The 18,441-nt window shown below is 35.5% G+C and carries 22 protein-coding genes and 1 other RNA gene; 4 read left to right on the plus strand and 19 right to left on the minus strand.

Annotated elements, in window-relative coordinates; translation table 11 throughout:
• Positions 1-775 (plus strand): helix-turn-helix domain-containing protein (locus DRF61_RS13590; RefSeq protein WP_238601920.1); only part of this gene is annotated, 775 nt, incomplete at its 5' end.
• Positions 776-842: 67 nt separating this feature from the next.
• On the opposite strand, the gene DRF61_RS13595 is transcribed toward DRF61_RS13590, so the two are convergent.
• From DRF61_RS13595 to atpD, 3 genes are all read right to left on the minus strand, one after another.
• The gene (locus tag DRF61_RS13595) at positions 843-1,664 is read right to left on the minus strand and encodes a hypothetical protein (protein ID WP_111957929.1); all 822 of its coding nucleotides are present in this window, start codon (positions 1,662-1,664) and stop codon (positions 843-845) included.
• An 80-nt stretch (positions 1,665-1,744) separates the two neighbouring features.
• Positions 1,745-2,026, minus strand: coding sequence for a FoF1 ATP synthase subunit delta/epsilon (locus DRF61_RS13600; protein ID WP_111957931.1), 282 nt, complete (start codon positions 2,024-2,026; stop codon positions 1,745-1,747).
• Positions 2,027-2,109: 83 nt separating this feature from the next.
• Complete coding sequence (gene atpD / locus DRF61_RS13605) at positions 2,110-3,618, minus strand: F0F1 ATP synthase subunit beta (protein ID WP_111957933.1); 1,509 nt, start codon at positions 3,616-3,618, stop codon at positions 2,110-2,112.
• A gap of 206 nt (positions 3,619-3,824) precedes the next feature.
• Here atpD and DRF61_RS13610 point away from each other — a divergent pair, with 206 nt between their 5' ends.
• Positions 3,825-4,745: a bifunctional riboflavin kinase/FAD synthetase gene (locus DRF61_RS13610; protein ID WP_111957935.1), complete on the plus strand. Its 921-nt coding sequence runs from the start codon at positions 3,825-3,827 to the stop codon at positions 4,743-4,745.
• On the opposite strand, the gene DRF61_RS13615 is transcribed toward DRF61_RS13610, so the two are convergent.
• Positions 4,742-5,095 (minus strand): MmcQ/YjbR family DNA-binding protein, encoded by a 354-nt coding sequence (locus DRF61_RS13615; protein WP_111957937.1) that lies wholly within the window; start codon positions 5,093-5,095, stop codon positions 4,742-4,744. The two genes, DRF61_RS13610 and DRF61_RS13615, sit on opposite strands and share 4 nt — an antisense overlap.
• A 97-nt stretch (positions 5,096-5,192) precedes the next feature.
• Between DRF61_RS13615 and DRF61_RS13620 the strand changes: the two genes are divergently transcribed.
• Positions 5,193-5,849: an NAD(P)H-binding protein gene (locus DRF61_RS13620; RefSeq protein ID WP_111957940.1), complete on the plus strand. Its 657-nt coding sequence runs from the start codon at positions 5,193-5,195 to the stop codon at positions 5,847-5,849.
• Positions 5,850-5,969: 120 nt separating this feature from the next.
• Here the strand turns inward: DRF61_RS13620 and DRF61_RS13625 are convergent, their stop codons facing one another.
• The 12 genes from DRF61_RS13625 to DRF61_RS13680 form a co-directional block, all read right to left on the minus strand.
• Complete coding sequence (locus DRF61_RS13625; RefSeq protein WP_111957942.1) at positions 5,970-6,545, minus strand: glutathione peroxidase; 576 nt, start codon at positions 6,543-6,545, stop codon at positions 5,970-5,972.
• A gap of 84 nt (positions 6,546-6,629) precedes the next feature.
• Positions 6,630-7,292 carry a histidine kinase gene (locus DRF61_RS13630; RefSeq protein ID WP_111957944.1) on the minus strand — a complete coding sequence of 221 codons (663 nt, stop codon included), beginning with the start codon at positions 7,290-7,292 and terminating at the stop codon, positions 6,630-6,632.
• Positions 7,293-7,370: 78 nt separating this feature from the next.
• Positions 7,371-8,093 carry a 3-deoxy-manno-octulosonate cytidylyltransferase gene (kdsB, locus tag DRF61_RS13635; protein ID WP_111957946.1) on the minus strand — a complete coding sequence of 241 codons (723 nt, stop codon included), beginning with the start codon at positions 8,091-8,093 and terminating at the stop codon, positions 7,371-7,373.
• A gap of 247 nt (positions 8,094-8,340) precedes the next feature.
• Positions 8,341-9,594, minus strand: a complete 1,254-nt coding sequence (locus DRF61_RS13640; RefSeq protein ID WP_111957948.1) for a pyridoxal phosphate-dependent aminotransferase — start codon at positions 9,592-9,594, stop codon at positions 8,341-8,343.
• 20 nt (positions 9,595-9,614) lie between these two features.
• Positions 9,615-10,523 carry a hypothetical protein gene (locus DRF61_RS13645; protein ID WP_146897123.1) on the minus strand — a complete coding sequence of 303 codons (909 nt, stop codon included), beginning with the start codon at positions 10,521-10,523 and terminating at the stop codon, positions 9,615-9,617.
• Between the two features lie 10 nt (positions 10,524-10,533).
• A complete protein-coding gene (locus DRF61_RS13650) occupies positions 10,534-12,249 on the minus strand; it encodes a phospho-sugar mutase (RefSeq protein WP_111957952.1) in 1,716 nt (571 codons plus the stop codon).
• A gap of 232 nt (positions 12,250-12,481) precedes the next feature.
• Positions 12,482-12,838: a four helix bundle protein gene (locus tag DRF61_RS13655; protein ID WP_111957954.1), complete on the minus strand. Its 357-nt coding sequence runs from the start codon at positions 12,836-12,838 to the stop codon at positions 12,482-12,484.
• Positions 12,839-12,893: 55 nt separating this feature from the next.
• A complete protein-coding gene (locus tag DRF61_RS13660; RefSeq protein ID WP_111957956.1) occupies positions 12,894-13,595 on the minus strand; it encodes a GIN domain-containing protein in 702 nt (233 codons plus the stop codon).
• Positions 13,596-13,602: 7 nt separating this feature from the next.
• Positions 13,603-14,331, minus strand: a complete 729-nt coding sequence (locus tag DRF61_RS13665) for a DUF3667 domain-containing protein (protein ID WP_111957958.1) — start codon at positions 14,329-14,331, stop codon at positions 13,603-13,605.
• An 18-nt stretch (positions 14,332-14,349) separates the two neighbouring features.
• The gene (locus tag DRF61_RS13670) at positions 14,350-14,724 is read right to left on the minus strand and encodes a hypothetical protein (RefSeq protein ID WP_111957960.1); all 375 of its coding nucleotides are present in this window, start codon (positions 14,722-14,724) and stop codon (positions 14,350-14,352) included.
• 372 nt (positions 14,725-15,096) lie between these two features.
• Complete coding sequence (locus DRF61_RS13675) at positions 15,097-16,047, minus strand: glycosyltransferase family 2 protein (protein WP_111957962.1); 951 nt, start codon at positions 16,045-16,047, stop codon at positions 15,097-15,099.
• Between the two features lie 16 nt (positions 16,048-16,063).
• A complete protein-coding gene (locus DRF61_RS13680; RefSeq protein ID WP_111957964.1) occupies positions 16,064-16,663 on the minus strand; it encodes a DUF4199 domain-containing protein in 600 nt (199 codons plus the stop codon).
• 130 nt (positions 16,664-16,793) lie between these two features.
• On the opposite strand from DRF61_RS13680, the gene ffs reads away from it, so the two are divergent.
• An RNA gene (ffs, locus tag DRF61_RS13685) (signal recognition particle sRNA small type) lies at positions 16,794-16,891 on the plus strand.
• Between the two features lie 104 nt (positions 16,892-16,995).
• Here the strand turns inward: ffs and DRF61_RS13690 are convergent.
• Genes DRF61_RS13690 through DRF61_RS13700 form a run of 3 tightly spaced genes read right to left on the minus strand, consistent with a single transcriptional unit; the run spans position 16,996 to position 18,440 of the window.
• Positions 16,996-17,682, minus strand: coding sequence for a metal-dependent hydrolase (locus DRF61_RS13690; protein WP_111957966.1), 687 nt, complete (start codon positions 17,680-17,682; stop codon positions 16,996-16,998).
• A gap of 18 nt (positions 17,683-17,700) precedes the next feature.
• On the minus strand, positions 17,701-17,988 hold the full coding sequence (locus DRF61_RS13695; protein WP_111957968.1) for a hypothetical protein: 288 nt from the start codon (positions 17,986-17,988) through the stop codon (positions 17,701-17,703).
• Between the two features lie 5 nt (positions 17,989-17,993).
• A complete protein-coding gene (locus tag DRF61_RS13700) occupies positions 17,994-18,440 on the minus strand; it encodes an SRPBCC family protein (protein ID WP_111957970.1) in 447 nt (148 codons plus the stop codon).
• Position 18,441 lies beyond the last annotated feature (1 nt).

Here is an 18,441-nt window from a genome sequence, read left to right on the forward strand (position 1 = left end):
GTATAATATAATCCGATTATTCATAAAACCTTACTTGATATTATCTTCTATAGCGATATATTTTATTTTAATTTTATTTTGGAATCATAGTCCACTATCACTTATATGGTATCTTATTTTTCCAGTGGCAGTGTACCATTTCTACTCCATACGTACTGTTTTGTATTGGACTGTTTATATTGCGTTTCTAATTCTCCTTACGTTCTTTGGAAATTATTGTTTTGATGTTCCTAAACTGGCTATTTCAAAAAATAACCTATTCATTATTAATGTTTTTACATTACTGTCAGTAATTTATTTTATCTCGTTTTTCTTATACTATAAGCATAAAATTACATTTCATGATATTTCTGAAAATAAAGAAACAGATCATATTATAACTGAAAATGAACTAATTGTATCTAGGATTTCCAATTCTGAGGCTACTTATAAAAAAATTTATGATGATATTATTACTCTGTTTGAAAACGATAAAATATATTTAGATACAAACTTTAATATTTCTACACTTGCTGAGATTTTAAATACAAATGTTTCCTATGTTTCACGTACTATTAATTCTACAGCGGGTTCTAATTTCAATACTTTTTTAAATACTTATCGTATTCAATATATCAAAAAGTTGATGCACGATGATGATTATGACCGTTATAAACTAACCTACCTATATACTCAGGCAGGTTTTAAAAATCAATCGACGTTTAATAAAGTTTTTAAAGATTTAGAGGGAGTTACTCCTACAGAATATATTCAAAAGTTAAAAGAAAATATATAATAAAAACTCGCGAAAAATTAATTTTCGCGAGTTTTATATATTCATTTAAGATTAATAAAAAGAGTCTTTATTTCTCAGCTCCTTCCTTCTTAACCTGCCCTACAACTACTTTTTCCTGAATTTTAATAAAACTAGGATCCATAATAGCCAACCTTTCCGCAATTGCTTTATAAGTAGGAAATTTTAACAGAGAAGCCCTGCCGGACATTTCCCTGTAGATGGTAAAAATTTTTCCGTTAGCTGTTTTGATCTGCTTTGTTGTGGTAATATATTTTCCAATATATTTACTTTTAGCATCATATACCTCAATATCTATGAAAGTTTTATCGGTAATGGTATCTTCAGAACCAAAACTTACCGGAAGATTGGTAAAATATCCGACAGGAATGCCGTTGCTAATGATCTCTCCTACTTTATTAACCTCAATGTTGAGCTTATCAATTTTACTTCTGGTGGTGTAGGCATCTTTGGTTTTGGTATCCAGCTTCCTTTTAGGGATATTTTTAAATATATCATCCAGGTTTTTAATATTGATTCCTTTATTATCAATAATCTTCAGGCCTTTAATAGAAGTATAAACTGCTGATTTTTCCTCTCCGGAAAATGCTGACGGAGAAATATAGTCCATTTCTATTGTCTTATCCCTGTTGTAAACCCTGTTGAGTTTTATATAACTGTCTCTTACGGAATCCACTATACTTTTATCTACGAATTCTATGGTATACATCGGGGTCTCGTTCAGATCCATGAACGTATAGATACTGGATTTGTTGGAGATCTTGGCAACATGAACGCCATCAAGACTTATGATACCTCTTTTGGTTTTGAAATTTTGGGCATTACACAAAATTGCCAGAACGGTAAAGAATATGATTGTACTTTTCTTCATAGAATCAGACTTTTACACAACATAAAAAAAGTGTAACCAAAGTTACACTTTCTTGAAAATATATTTAGCTTTTCATTTAATTATTCACAAAGGATGATTCCTTTATCATGATTAAATTCTACAACACCGCTTTTGATAGGGTAAGAAAAAACAGAATCTTTCTCATTTTCTTTAGTAAAGTTTTTAGCATAAGCTTCACCCACTGAAGATGTGAAAAGCTTTACTTTACCTCCGATCAAAGAAGAAACAATTGCTGCGTGATTTTTCATAATGTGGAATTCACCACTTTTTCCCGGCAACAATACAGAGTCTACTTCTCCTTCAAAAACTACGTATTCTGGTGTTAAAATTTTTATATTCATATTTCTTAGATTAAAGAGAAAAGAGAAAAGAAAAAAGAAAGAGACCATGTCTTTGTTCTTTTTTCTTTATTCTATTTATCTAGTTAAGCGTTTTCAGCTAACATTTTTTGTCCAGCCTCGATAGCTTCCTCGATGGTTCCTTTTAAGTTGAACGCAGCTTCCGGTAAATGGTCTAGTTCACCATCCATAATCATGTTGAATCCTTTGATGGTATCTTTGATATCCACCAATGATCCTGGAATACCTGTAAACTGTTCAGCTACGTGGAAAGGCTGAGATAAGAATCTCTGAACTTTTCTGGCACGGTAAACTACTGATTTATCTTCTTCAGAAAGTTCTTCCATACCAAGAATTGCGATAATATCCTGAAGCGCTTTGTATCTCTGAAGAATTTCTTTTACTCTCTGAGCACAGTCATAATGTTCATCACCGATAATTTCCGGAGCAAGGATTCTTGACGTAGAAGCCAATGGATCCACCGCAGGATAAATACCCAATGAAGCAATTTTTCTGTCTAGTACCGTAGTTGCATCCAAGTGAGCAAACGTAGTTGCAGGAGCCGGGTCAGTTAAGTCATCCGCAGGTACGTAAACTGCCTGTACTGATGTAATTGAACCGTTTTTAGTAGAAGTAATTCTTTCCTGCATCGCTCCCATCTCAGAAGCAAGAGTCGGTTGGTAACCTACCGCTGACGGCATACGACCAAGTAGTGCAGATACCTCAGAACCAGCCTGTGTAAAACGGAAGATGTTGTCTACGAAGAAAAGTACGTCTCTACCTTGTCCGCTTTCACCACCGTCTCTGTAGTACTCAGCCAATGTAAGACCAGAAAGTGCTACTCTGGCTCTTGCACCTGGCGGCTCGTTCATCTGTCCGAAAACGAATGCAGCTTTAGATTCTTTCATAGCTTCTAAGTCTACTTTAGAAAGATCCCAACCTCCGTTTTCCATAGAATGCATGAAATCATCACCATATTTAATAATTCCTGATTCAAGCATCTCTCTCAAAAGGTCATTTCCTTCTCTCGTTCTTTCACCTACTCCGGCAAAAACTGAAAGACCTCCGTGTCCTTTTGCAATATTGTTAATCAACTCCTGGATCAATACTGTTTTACCTACACCGGCACCACCGAACAATCCAATCTTACCCCCTTTTGCGTAAGGCTCAATAAGGTCGATTACTTTAATACCTGTAAATAAAACTTCTGCAGAAGTTGAAAGTTGATCAAATTTTGGAGCTGGTCTGTGAATTGGCAGACCACCTTCTTTAGAAATATTTTGAAGTCCGTCGATAGCATCCCCAACAACGTTGAATAGTCTTCCGTTCACAGCTTCACCAATTGGCATTGTAATAGGATTTCCGTATCCGATTACTTCTTGCCCTCTTTGAAGACCGTCTGTAGCATCCATTGCAATACATCTTACTGTATCTTCACCAATATGCTGCTCTACTTCTAAGACTACTTTTTCACCGTTTCCTTTTGTAATTTCTAACGCGTCATAAATACTTGGAATTGCTTCCACATCTGTGAAGACAACGTCGATTACCGGACCAATAATTTGAGAAATTTTACCTTTAATTTGGTTTGCCATTGCTAAATTTTTTCTTGGTGCAAATATAATGATTCTTCATAAACCTACAATTGGTAAAAAAAAGATTTTTATCATACTTTTTTGTTAATGTACCAATATAACAATTTACCAGTCTAGCAATTATTTCTCCGCAAAAAATATTGGTACATTGTTATATTGATACATTGTTACATTATGTATATATTTGCAGTCAAATTTTTTCCGTTTTGAAAGTTTTCAAGAATTTTAAAGATTATTCCTCCCAAAAGCCTTTAGCATTGTCTCTGGGAATGTTTGACGGAGTACATCTCGGGCACAAAAGTATCATCGATGAACTGATTAATGTGGGTACAGAGAATAATCTGGAGACAGCGATCCTTACTTTCTGGCCGCATCCGCGTTTTGTTTTTAACCCGAATGAAGATCTTAAGCTTCTGAATACGTTGGATGAAAAGAAACAGCTGATCGAAAAATACGGAATCAATCATTTGTTCCTGAAAGAATTTGATGAAGAATTCAGAAACCTTACAGGTGAAGAATTTGTACGTCAGATCCTCATTGACAAACTGAATGTTAAATACCTTATTATTGGCTACGACCATTCATTCGGAAAAAATAAGAGCGGAAATTTCGAGCTTCTTCAAAAGCTTTCCAAAGAACTGGATTTTGTTGTTGAACAGATGGAAGCGATCAATCTCCACGAAAACAATATCAGCTCCACGAAAGTACGCAATGCTCTTCTGACAGGAAATATTAAAGAAGCCAATGAAATGCTTGGTTACTCCTACTCTGTTTCCGGTACCGTTGTACACGGAAAAAAAATTGGCAGGACAATCGGCTATCCTACAGCTAACATTGATGCTGAATCTATTAAACTTCTGCCTAAAAAAGGAGCTTATATTGTAGAAACCGAAGTAAAAGGCCAGCAATATAAAGGAATGCTCAGCATTGGTACCAATCCTACTGTAAACGGAGAAAAATTAACCGTTGAAGTCTATATTCTTGATTTTGAAGGCGATATTTATGATGAAAAGATCACGGTAAGATTCAGGGATTTTCTTCATGACGAGATCAAATTCGAAGGCCTTGAAAAATTAATTGAGAGGTTGGATGAAGATAAAAGGCTGACCCGGGAGTTTCAATTCTAGCTATTTATAATCTCTTCTTTTGCTTTTTTCGTTAATGAATTAAAAACCAATTCATAAGACTGATCTATTAACTTATAGATAAGATCTCTTTTCAAACCATCAACCATGACAGAATTCCAATGGGTTTTATTCATGTGAAATGCGCCTGTGATCTGCGGATGCTGTTCTCGGAGTTCTGCGCTCCATTCAGGGTCAGTTTTTACGTTGATGCTCAATGGCTGTCTTTCAAGTCCCATTAATAAAAACATTTTTGTCCCTACTTTCATCACAAGGGTTTCGTTATCAAAAGGAAACGTTTCTGTAACTCCTTTTTTAGCCAGGCAGTAATCTAAAATTTCGTTGGCATCCATGGATTTTATAAATGATAAGTGATAATGATTATTGATATTAATTTCAAATGTAGTAAATTTAAGAAAGAAAATACCATCTATATAAATCACAAATATTATGAAAGCTTTGGTTATTGGCGCAACGGGCGCTACAGGAAAGGATCTGGTAAAACAGCTGCTCAGCGATAAAGAGTTTGAAGAAGTCGATATCTTTGTAAGAAAGCCTGTGGATATCCAGAATGACAAGCTGAAAGTTCATGTGGTTAATTTTGAAAAGCCGGAAGAATGGAAAGATAAAGTGAAGGGTGACATTGCATTCTCATGCTTAGGAACAACACTGAAAGATGCCGGAAGCAAAGAAGCCCAGAGAAAGGTAGATTTTGATTATCAGTATGAATTCGCCAAAGCAGCGAAGGAAAATGATGTGGAAGATTATATACTGGTTTCGGCATATGGAGCAAACCCCACATCTAAAATTTTCTATTCTAAAATGAAAGGTGAGCTGGAAGAGGCTGTGAAACAACTTCATTTTAATAAGATCACTATTTTTAAACCAGGAATGCTGGAAAGAAAAGATTCGGAAAGAACCGGAGAGGTTCTGGGTAGCAGAATTATAAAATTTGCCAATAAGCTGGGACTGCTGGAAAGTCAGAAACCTTTGCCTACTGATATTTTAGCAAAAGCTATGATTAATTCATCCAAAATAAAAAGTAATGGTTATTCCAGTATTAAACTTGGGAATATTTTCTGTTTTGCTGAGAAAAGCAACGACTAGAAGCAGACAACTTGAATTATAAACACTTCGACTCCGCTCAGCGTGACATTTCTAATACTATCTGTATTTTTCTAAGCTGTCACACTGAGCGGAGCCGAAGTGTTGTTTTTATAATTTATCTTACTTCAAATGCTTCGTGATAGCATCGTCTGTAGGTTTTGTAGTACTTATGAAAGTATCGATCAGCTTTCCGTTTTCATCGAGCAGGAATTTCGTGAAATTCCAAAGGATGGTAGTGTTTTTTACCCCGTTTAAATCTTTTTCCGTTAAATATTTAAAGATAGGAGCTGTATCATCTCCTTTTACAGAAACTTTAGCCGCCAAAGGAAAAGTTACTCCATAATTTTTCTGGCAGAAAGCACCGATCTCAGTATTGGTTCCGGGCTCCTGACCTCCGAAGTTATTGGCAGGAAAACCTACAATAACCAGTTTGTCTTTATATTCTTCATACAGCTTTTCAAGATCTGCATATTGTGGAGTAAATCCACATTCTGATGCTGTGTTTACGATAAGGATCTTTTTTCCTTTAAAGTCTGCAAAGTTGATCTCTTTGCCGTCAAGGCTTTCAACTTTGAAATCATATATTGTTTTTCCCATAAGTTCTTTGGTTTTAGATTGAGAAATTTCACTTTTCTGATTGGTACAGCTCTGTAAAAATGCTACAAAAGAAAGCAGCCATAAGAAAATCTTTTTCATTCTTATAATTTTAGTTGGCAGTTTTGCCGCGGTTATTTTCCAAAATATAATGCCGAATATTTTAAATAGGCCTTATTTTCTTAATTAAAATTTAAATGTATTGGCAGGAAAAACTTTATTGACATCTATCCTGTTTAAGATCATAACGAAGTCTCCATCTTTTTTAGTACTTGAAGATTCAATTCTAAAAGGCATTGACAGATTTCCTACTTTCTTGTAATCGGCATATACCAACGTTTCATCTTTTTTGATTTCTTTTAAAAGCATATACGTTTTTACATCAAAGTAATAGATGTTCTTATTTACATTTTTGGTAAGCTCCACTTTGTGACAGTAGATCTCACCTACTTTTTCTTTTCCTGCATATTTAGCATCAAAACCTTTATTTTCCCAGTCAATGAAATCATTATCAAAGCTTTCAGGTATGTATTCAGGGTATACCTGAAGTTTGTTGGCTGCATAATTCATTGCGTATCCTCTAGTACCATCAAAACCTTCAATAGCTGTTTCCTTTCCACCGATACTGATCACCGTTTTGGTAAGATTGGGACGCTGCTGGTAAATTTTTATAGGGTATTCATCTTTGATCCCTAAAATCACTTTTCCCTGTAACAGTACTGAATTTAAAAGCTTCCAATTCGTTAATCCTCCGGACAGTTCAATATTTTTGTCTATAATTTCTTTTGCGGTCTGTGCAAAAGACAACTGCGAAAGTATCAGTACGAATACTAAAAGTAATTTCTTCATTAATCTTATTTATTTCAAATATAAGGGGAATTGCGCGAAAAAACAAAAGGTGATGAGCAATGCTTTCACCATCTATTCTCAAATTAATTTCCGTGCTTTTTCCAGATCTTCGGGAGTATCGATCCCCACTCCGATGAAATTGGTTTCTATTAACTTAATCTTCATCCCGTATTCCAGATAACGGATGCATTCTATTTTTTCTGATATTTCAAGTGGTTTCATTTCCAGTTTGGAGAACTGAAGTAAGGCATGTTTTCTGAAAGCATATACGCCAATATGCTTAAAATAGCTAATGTCATAAGAGATTTCCCTATGAAAAGGAATCACGGAACGGCTAAAATAAAGGGCAAAACCGTTGTTATCCGTAATAACTTTTACATTATTCGGGTTTTCAATTTCTTCTTTTTCTGTTAGTCTGATTTTTAATGAAGCCAGAGAAATTTCCTGGTTAGTATCATCCTTGAAAACGTCGATAAGCTGTCTTAACGGCTCTAATTTAAGGAAAGGCTCATCGCCCTGAACATTAATCACGATATCGCAGTCGATGTTCTGTACGGCCTCCGCAATACGGTCGCTCCCGGTTTCATGCTGTCCGGTCATAACGGCTTTTCCACCATTTTTCACAATTTCATCAAAAATAATTTCAGAATCCGTAGCTACAAATACTTCATCAAACAGTCCCGTCTCGGCAACATTCTGATAGGTAGTCGTGATCACTGTTTTTTCACCTAACATCTGCATCAGCTTTGCCGGAAAACGGCTTGCTTCGTAACGGGCAGGAATGACAGCTATGATTTTCATTTATTATAAATTATGAGTTATGAATGATTAATTGATATAATTTGCTAAAAAGATAATTCCTAATGTTGAATAGCTCAACAACTTGGTTTCCAGGAACGGCCTTTTTGGAAGTTTCATTAATAAAAACTAAATTTTTTCCGTATTTCTTATCTTCAAAAAATCGCTTCGACTACGCTCAGCGTGACACTTAATAATAACTTATACCGTGCCGTGTTAAGTGTAGCCGAAGCATATATATTTTTCTTAATTATTTTAAAGCATTCAAAGCATTTTCAAGCTTTGGAAGCATCACTTTGATCTCGTCAACCGCTAAACCTCCCACAGAAGCACGGAACCAAGGCTCAGATTTTGCCTCTCCGAATGCTGAGAATGGTACAAGAGCAACTCCGGCATCATTAATTAAGTAGAATACAAGGTCAGACGAATTTTCAATAACAGATCCGTCCGGTTTTGTTTTTCCGATATAGTCTAATCTGATCGTAAGATACAACGCTCCCATCGGTTCGATGCTTTCTACGGCCAATCCTTTTCCTTTTAAGTCCTGGATTCCACCGTGAAGAACTTTTAAGCTTTCTTCCAGTTTTCCTTTAAAATCTTCTACGAAAACATTTACATTGTCAGGGTTTTCAAAGAATTTCGCAGTAGCTTCCTGTTCAGGCTTCGGTGCCCAGGCTCCAACGTGCGTTAACAGAGCTTTCATTTTATCTAAAATATGAGACGGACCGAATCCCCACCCTACACGTACTCCCGTTGCAGCAAGGCATTTGGAAATACCGTCGATATAAATGGTATATTCTTTCAATTCAGGAAAAAGAGAAACCGGATCTACGTGCTGTGCACCGAAAGTAAGATTAGAATAGATCTGATCATACATAAGGTATAATGGTTTTTCATCTTCCCCTCTTTTTCTGTTTTCTTCAAGAACCAATTCGCAGATAGCTGAAAGCTGCTCTTTTGTAAACATTGTTCCTGTAGGATTCAACGGTGAACATAACGCTAAAAGAACTGCACCGCTTAAATGTGGTCTCAGATCATCTGCTGTAGGAAGGAAGTTGTTTTCAGGGGTAGTTTTCACCTCTACAGCCTCTGCAGAAGTAAGGTAAGCGTAATGGTTGTTGTTCCATGATGGTGTAGGATATACTACTTTATCACCTTCATCTACAATTGTTTTATACACCGCGTAGATCAACGGTCTTGATCCTGCAGTAATTAAAATATCGTTCGGTGAATAATCCAGGTTCCATCTGTTTTTCAGATCTTTGGAAACTTCTTTTCTTAAAGATAAAAGCCCGTTGGCCGGCGGATAATTTGTCAGATTATTCTGATATGCCTTCTGAATCTCTTCCTTCAGCAGTGCCGGGATAGGATAGAGATTAGAATTCAGGTCACCAATAGTAAGATTGGCAATTTCCGCTCCTTTTGCTTTTAAATCATTTACTTCATTACCAATTTTTACAATTTCAGAACCAATCAGGTTCGCCGCTAATTTTGAAACTTTCACTTTATTTTTATTTAAATTTACTAATAATCGTTTTCCACGTTCATTTTCTCACGAATCTGATCAACAGGTACCTGAGCATCAAAAAGAGCCAGAAATTCCTGAACCCTTTTTGCGGTATATGAATTAGGATATTTTTTTATAATCCTTTTATATTCATTCCTGTTTTCTTCGTATAATTTTCCGTCTGCTGTTTCATACGTTGGGGTATTGTCCATTCCGTACAGATAATCATGCAGGTAATTGTTGTAATCTTTTTTCACTGTTTTCAGGAGCTGGCTTTCGGGATATTTCTTCATAAAATTTTCCCAGAATATCAATCTTTCTCCCAGTTCTTTCCAACTAATGATCAATCCGGCATCCGCAGCATAGTTCTCTTTTGCTTCCATTGCCATCTGAGCAATGTAAGAATTGTAGTCCGGGGTTACCTTATTTTTAAATATGGTAAAATAATGATCAGGCACAGACCAGATTTCGGTGTAACCTTCTCCTACTTCCCTGAACTCCAATCCTTCTTTCTTAAACTGAGCTGCGAGCTTCTTTATATTTTCCGGAAACTTGTAGCTGTCGCTGCCGGAATCATAATAATTGACATATTTATCCAGAATATCGGTATGCAGTCTGCTCAGGCCTTCAATATATTTATTCCTTACTTCAACGTAATCTTCGTATACCTTATTATTCTGCTCCGGACTTCCGGCTGCTATTTCTCTTTCTGTTTTAGATTGATAATATTGAAGCGCTTTTATATAATCCTCCGTTGTATTTTTCGGAGAATAGGCTGTATCAACTGGTTTAAAAAGATCTTCTTTTATTTCTGTTTTGGCAACTGAATCATTAACTGCTTTTACTTCTGTCGTTTTAGAAACCTCTTTTTTGCAGGAAAAAACAAGTACAGAAAGCATACAGACCGCAAAACTCTTTTTTATCATTCCTACAAATTTAGTCCAGCTTCAGATCTTTTCTTACGTCCTCTATTTTTGCTTCTAATGATTTTAATTTATCTTTAAAGTCGGCTTCAGAAGTAACCGTATCTTTTACAGAAATATAAAATTTAATTTTCGGTTCTGTTCCTGAAGGCCTTACGCAGACTTTAGTTCCGTCCTGAGTATAATAAATGAGTACATTCGATTTCGGAATATCATTCATTACTTTGGTTTCATTCTTTGAAACGGAGAAACTGGTCTGTTCTTTAAAATCCTTCACTTCTTCTACCAGTGATCCTGCCAATTCTTTCGGTGGGTTTTCGCGGAAGTTTTTCATCATGTTCTGAATTTCTTCAGCTCCTTCTTTTCCTTTTCTGACAATATTGACCAAGCCTTCATAATACATTCCAAGATCCTGATAAATCTCGATCATGTATTGGTACATTGTTTTCCCGTTAGCCTTACACCATGCTGCAATTTCGCAGGCTAAAACAATACTTCCACAGGAATCCTTATCGCGGACAAAATCTCCGGTCATAAAACCGAAACTTTCTTCACCACCGCAGATGAATTTCTCTCTTCCTTCTGCCTCACGGATCATTTTTCCGATCCATTTAAATCCTGTAAGTCCAACTTTACAGTCAACTCCGAATTTCTTTGCAATATCAAAGAAAATATCTGAAGTCACAATCGTAGAACCAATAAATTCTTTCCCTGTAATCCTTCCCTGCTTTCTCCATTCATTTAAAATATAATAAGTAAGAATTGTATTCGTTTGATTACCATTCAGAAGCTGCATTTCGCCATCAAGGTTTCTTACGGCAATTCCTAATCTATCCCCATCCGGATCTGTTCCGATCACGATATCTGCATTGGTAATTCTTGCCAGATCCATAGCCATTTCAAGTGCTGCAGGTTCTTCTGGGTTCGGAGATTCTACCGTGGTAAAATTACCGCTCGGGATCATCTGTTCTTTTACAAGATCTATCTTTTTGAATCCTGCTTTTTCCAAAGCCTTTGGAACCGTAGTATAAGTTGTTCCGTGGATAGAGGTAAAAACAATATTTAAATTCTCTTTTCCTACATTCTGATAGGTTGAATTTTCAATACAGGCATCAATATACACATCGTCCTGCTCTTCCCCGATCCATTCGATCAGGTCATCATTTCCGCTGAATTTAATTTCTTCGAATTTTACAGAATATACTTCATTAATAATTGCTTCATCATGTGGCGGAACAATCTGCGCCCCATCATTCCAATATACTTTATAACCATTGTATTCAGGCGGATTATGTGATGCGGTTAATACAATTCCCCCGTTACATTTTTTGTCTCTTACAGTGAAGGACAATTCCGGGGTTGGTCTGTGATCTTTGAAAAGAAGCACTTTAATTCCATTTGCGGTTAAAACATCAGCAACCAGTTTCCCGAATTCTTTTGAATTATGGCGTACATCGTAAGCAATGGCCACTTTAATTTCTTCTCCTTTAAACTGTTGAAGCATATAATTAGCCAGCCCCTGTGTAGCCTGACCTAAAGTATATTTATTCAAGCGATTGGTTCCTACTCCCATGACACCTCTCATGCCTCCTGTTCCGAATTCAAGTTCTCTGTAGAAAGAATCCTCGAGATCCGGAGAATTGCTGTCAATTAAGGTTTGTACAGCATTTCTTGTTTCTTTATCGAATGTATCACTTAACCAAAGTTTCGCTTTTTCTAATGTTGTCATATGTGTATTTAAGTTTGGAAGCGGGAAGTTTGAAGATGGAAGGTATTCTATGTCCAAATTCATATATCCTACTTTTGTTTTACTATTCTGTTTGTTATATTTTGTTTGGAAGATGGAAGCTCGAAGATGGGAGAAATTTATGTCTCAACTTCAATTTTCTACTTACTATCTACTTTTTATTTATTTTGATTATCATCTTTAATGTCCTGTGATTCTTTTGTCTTCAGCTTCCTCAATCCTTTAGCTGATTTCTAAACGCTATAATCTGATTCATTAAATTATAACTTTCATTATATATTGTATTAAATTCTTCTTCTGAAATATAATTCCGGTTTTTTGCCTTATACAGACAAGTCACAGTTTCAGCTAGAGAACGGATGGAGTATCCCAGGAATTTTTTAAATTCTGGTTTAGACTGTAAAATACTTCCTTCTGAAATATTAAGTGCAACAGAATCAGATGCTCTTCTTATTTGAGAAGTTATATTAAAAACTTCATCTTTTGGAAAATTTTGAGACAACTTAAAGATATTCTCTCCAAAATCCATAGATTTTTGCCAAATAATTAATTTTTCAAATTTGAAACTCATCCATTTCTTTTCTTCCTATGATAACTTCCCCCTCCATCTTCTCTCTTCCTTTCTATTACTCCAATTTCTTATTTTCAACCTTGGTCGTCTTATCAATTTTGAATGCACGAATCGGGTTATTGTAATAGATAAATTTTGCCGTGTTCTGAATATTTCCTTTTAAAGAATCTTTTACATTAACTTCTGCATAATTCCCATTTTTAGAATCGATATTCAGGTTCTCTATTTTCCAGTACGGCGCGATCAGACTTGCTGTGTCAGAGATCTTTATCACTGCATTTTTGGTAAGTCCCAAAAAGTTGGCGCGGCTTCTGTTCTGCATTTCTACTTCTGCTCTTCTCGTGTTCACTGAACCCATAAAAGTAGCATAATTTTTTAAATTAAGCCTAAAATTATCGGTCTTAATTTCACTTGAAATATTCATTTCTACAGAATCTGCCACTGAAACTTTTTCAAGGTTATATTTTGAATAGATGGTCACGTTATAAAAATCCACCCCTTTTGTTCCTCTTTTTTCTTTGATAATAAGAGTCTTGTCTTTAACATCAACATCCAGATTACTGGCTACGTTTGGGTAAGTTTCAATCTCTACAAAATTTTTAGCCCCTCTGGCATAAAAGACACGAAATTTTCCTTCCAGGTCCAGGTTAACAAATTCTGAAACATCTACATCTTTCCTTTCAATATTTCCTTTCGGAGAAACTTTTCCACAGGAAACTGCCGCTACAAGTAAAAATGGGTATACTATTTTTTTCATATTCAAATTAAAGTATTCTATATAAAATCGCGATGATGACAAGGCTCTCTATTCCCATCAAAACATACAGTAATGATACCCTCCAAAGCAGACCAGGTTTTGGGTATGATTTTTCAAATGCATTCCAATACGTAACTGCCGGAAAGAGAATGAAAAGAATAAATGAAGCCTTCTCCAAAATACCGAAAATCTTCGCTGCGGGCTTCCACAGGCCTATAAGACTTACCGTATCATTAAACAAAAATATGATTAAAATTCCTAACAGGCTTACTGTTCCGATGATAAAATGCTCGGCAATATTCAATTTCATTCTTTTGAAAATGAAATAGGCATTGGTCCCGAGTATGGGAATGATGACAAAAAGGATTGTTTTGGAGTATCGGGAGAAAAATTCAAAGATTTTTGAGCTTTCTTTCTGAATTTCGTTCGGATTCAAATCCAAATAAAAATGCATGGTTAAGACATTGAATCCAAACAAAATAAGCAGCAAAGAAAATAGATTATAGTACTTGATTCTTTTACCTGAAATATAATCCATTGCCATTTTGCCGGGTCTAAATAAAACATGCTTCAGGCTCCGGAAAAACCTTTCTTCTATATGCCAGATTGATCCTAAAATATCAGTTTTAATCAATGAACGAGGAGTTATTCTTGCTGTATCTGCCTTTTGCCCGCAATGAGAACAAAACTCATCGGAAATTTCATGACCACAATTCAGACAACTTTTTGGGTTCATTATAAAAATTCTTACATTTTATTTTTTTCTGTAAAACCAGGTTTTCGGATCCTTTCCTGCCGACAGCAATAAATAATTTTTGCTTAAGTAAGAAATATTCATTACAACAGTATCCACAGCAGGATATTTCATCTTCAGTATTTTATTTTTTCTTTGATAACTTCCTTTTTCTTCCATTGAGGTAAAGGAATTGCCTTTATCAAAAGTCAAAGTTCCTGTTCCGTATCTGGAATTATTTTCTTTGGATTTTAAACTATCAATTTCAGTTACCACTCCATCATATAAATCTATGAATTCCCAGGAACCCAGAAGTTTTGATGATCCGCAGGAAGACAGTAAAAGAATAGAAAAACTTATTAAAATGAGTTTTACCGGCTTGTTTTGTGTTGCCAATTTTATAAATTACACACAAATATAAAGAAAAATAGCTTCGGAAATGGTTCTGCGATTGTGTTTTCTGCCAATATTTTATATTATCTGATTTGTTGAATTATATTGGCGTAATGGTTTGAGTTTTCGCAAGGGCGAGAGGGTTTTCACCTACTTTGTGCTGTCAAGGCACTAGGATTTATCTGCGATAAAATGGATTAATGCTCAAATAAACCCTGTTGAAAATCTTTGATTTCCTTGCGTCCTAACAATAAGTAATAATGCAAGGTCGCAAAGACATTTGTTCTTTCCAGTACAAAAAATGACATAAAAATCCCCGGATAGTTTAGATCTTCCCGGGGATTTTATTAGTTTAATGATGGTGTATTTAACGTATTAAATCACTTCATCAATATTATAATTCTTATGTTCCCTGTTGGTTCTGATGATCATTTCTCCTAAGAATCCGGCTATGAAAAGCAGAGTTCCCATAATCATCATTGTCAGAGCAATATAAAACCACGGATTGTTTGTAATCAAATGTCCGTAAATTCCTCTTGCTACATCGATCAGTTTTGAAATTCCTAACCAAAGTGCCGAAAGAAATCCCACGATAAACATCACAGTTCCTACCGCCCCGAAGAAATGCATGGGTCTTCCTCCGAATCGGCTTACAAACCAAAGGGTTACCAGATCCAGAAAACCTCTGATAAATCTTTCGGTCCCGAATTTTGAGGTTCCGTAAGGTCTTGCCTGATGTTGTACCTCTTTTTCCGTAATTCTTCTGAACCCTGCATTAGCAGCCAGTACAGGAATATACCGGTGCATATCTCCATACACATCGATGGATTTTACAACCTGCTTTTTGTAGGCTTTCAGACCACAATTGAAATCATGAAGATAGACTCCCGACACTTTTCGTGCTGCTGCATTGAACAGTTTTGACGGAACATTTTTCGTCATTACGTTATCAAAGCGTTTCTTTTTCCAGCCTGAAACAATATCGTAATTATCTTCAGTGACCATTTTATAAAGTTCAGGAATTTCTTCGGGAAAATCCTGTAAATCAGCATCCATGGTAATCACCACTTCTCCGTTCGTTCTTTCAAAAGCAGCATGAAGAGCCTGAGATTTTCCATAATTCCTGGAAAACTTTATTGCATGGATCTGGGGATGCTGAACCTTCATATTTTCAATGATGCTCCACGACAGATCGGTACTTCCGTCATCTACAAACCAGATTTCGTAGGATAAGCTGTTGGAATAACAGACATTATCAATCCTTGAAAAAAGTTCTTCCAAAGAGTCCTCTTCGTTTAATAACGGAATAACTATAGATAAATTCATTTAATTCTAATAAAAATTATTCTTGATTTTCGGTTTCCTGATACACGGATCTCGTTCTGAAAAACGCTCCAAAAAACACTGACAAAACTACGTAAAATATAAGAATTGCTGCAAAATATCCTGAAAAATGACTGGCAATAAGCATATCTTTTCCTTTAATGGCTTCCGGAGAAAAACTTGGCAGCCTTTCCTTGTACTTTTTGTCTAATTCATCAATGTCTTTTTGATGTTTCAGGATTTTTCTTGCAGACTGATACTCAGTATCTAGTTCCGTTTTCTGTCTCTGCACATACTGGTAATTCAGCAGTTTTTTAGCATCAGGATCTACGAAATTAAGGAACGCATAAATGCTGAAAATAGAAAGAATTCCTCCGATAAACATCGGAATAAATGCTCTTGAGAACGCATCTTTAAAGCTTACGACCCTATTTTTGTTCCAGAAAGATTTTACGGACCAAAAAGCACCACCTGCATATAAAATAGGCAGAATAAATGCATTGATTTTCAGAGAGATGTCAAAATAATTGATACCTGAGAAAAAGTAATAGGCTACAAAAAAGATGATCATTGTAGCGATAAAAAGTATAATTCCTAATGTTGATGGACTTTTCGTCATGTTAGATTTTTTAGAAAAAGTTGAAAAATTATTGCCCTAAATTCCAGCTGTTTAGCTTTATTACTGCATTTTTTCGACTAATTTTCTTTAATAATATTTTGAAGTTTATAAATTATTCCTACCTTTGCAACGGCAAGTCCTAAACAACCAGCTCCTGAGAACCCTCCAGGGTGGGAACACAGCAAAGGTAATTGGTCGTAGCGGTGTGATTTAGGTAGCTTGCCATTTTTTTTTGATTTAAGTTGAAGTAAGGTAATTGGATGATTATCTTTTTTTTTTTCCATACTTTTCAGCATTTCCATTCTAATTTCCAGATTACCTTTCATTTTTATTTAAAATTCAAACTCCTCTCCCAGTTTAGGAAGAACCAATTCTACATTTTTATCTGCAAAATGCTTCAATGCACTTTCATGGTTGATCTCAATGGCAGGGAATGTATCGAAATGGCATCCGATCACTTTTGGAGTTTTTAGTAATTCTGCTGCTGCAAAAGATGCTTTTCTTGGGCACATCGTATAGTGGCTTCCGATGGGAAGGATAGACAGGTCAATATTCCCGAAAAGTCTTGGGAAAAGCTCCATATCAGCCATTACTCCGGTATCTCCGGCCAGATAAATGTTCTTACCTTCAGGAAGTCTGAAAATATATCCTACCGGAACGCCTCCATAGCTTCCATCCGGGAACGAACTTGTATGGTGAGCCGGTACCATGGAAATTTTAAGATCGTCGATTTTTGCCGATCCTCCTAAGTTCACATCGTCTTTGTTTTTTGCAGTTTTAAAATAAGCACAGACCTCAGGAACACCAATAATTGTTGCTTCCGGATGAAACTGTAACACTTCCTCTACATCAGCAATATGATCACCGTGAGCATGAGTCAATAAAATATAATCGATCTTCTGAGCCGATATATCAAAGCCGGATTCCGCTTTTTTGTAATTGTAAAAAGGATCGCTTAAAATTGTTTTGTCTTTGTATGTAAACAAAAAACAGTTTTGTCCTAAAAATTGTATTTTCATTTTTAATTTATTTTCTAATTATGTACATGAAACCGTTGAGTTGAAAAGAATTTGATACAACAATAAACTTGTTGGTATAATAATAAAAATCTGAAGAATTAAAAATTCTCTCTGCGGTTTTTTCTTTCCGATTAATAAAAGCAAAGCGAAAACTGCATTTGAAACAACAACGATGAAAATTAAAAGAGGAAGAAAGCTAATATCAGAAACCGATATATTACCCTGTGATTCATCAATAAGAGTATAAATAAGAAATAAAGCTAAAATAATTGATAAATAAGAAGTTATTTTTAAAGCTAAATTCATTGCATTTATTTTGATGGAAATTTATCCTCAATCAGATTCAGTTTGATTCTATGTTCAAGATATGCCTTACAGCCATCTAAAACAGTTGTAAAACCTCCCGTATTATCATTAATTACTTTTAAAAGGTCTTCACCCGTCTGGCTGAACCCATAGCTTTTAATAACAACTAGAATTCCTTTCTCCATTTGTTTGAATTCATAATCTACATGTACTGACGGATCTCCCCACTCTGTTTTTATCAGCTGGTTTGGAATAATCTGGTGAACTTTTACTTCAGATTTTGCGCCATACATTTCCCACTCCCAGGTAATCGTTTTACCCTCCTCCAATTTTCCGGTAGATTTTGTAAACCAGAAATTGGTAGTCACTTCAGGATTGATAAATGCCTCAAAGACATCTTCAATCGGTTTTCTGATAAGCATTTGAGCTTCAACGTAGCTATTTGAACTCATA

It is taken from the genome of Chryseobacterium lathyri, assembly GCF_003290185.1.
Lineage (GTDB): Bacteria > Bacteroidota > Bacteroidia > Flavobacteriales > Weeksellaceae > Chryseobacterium > Chryseobacterium lathyri.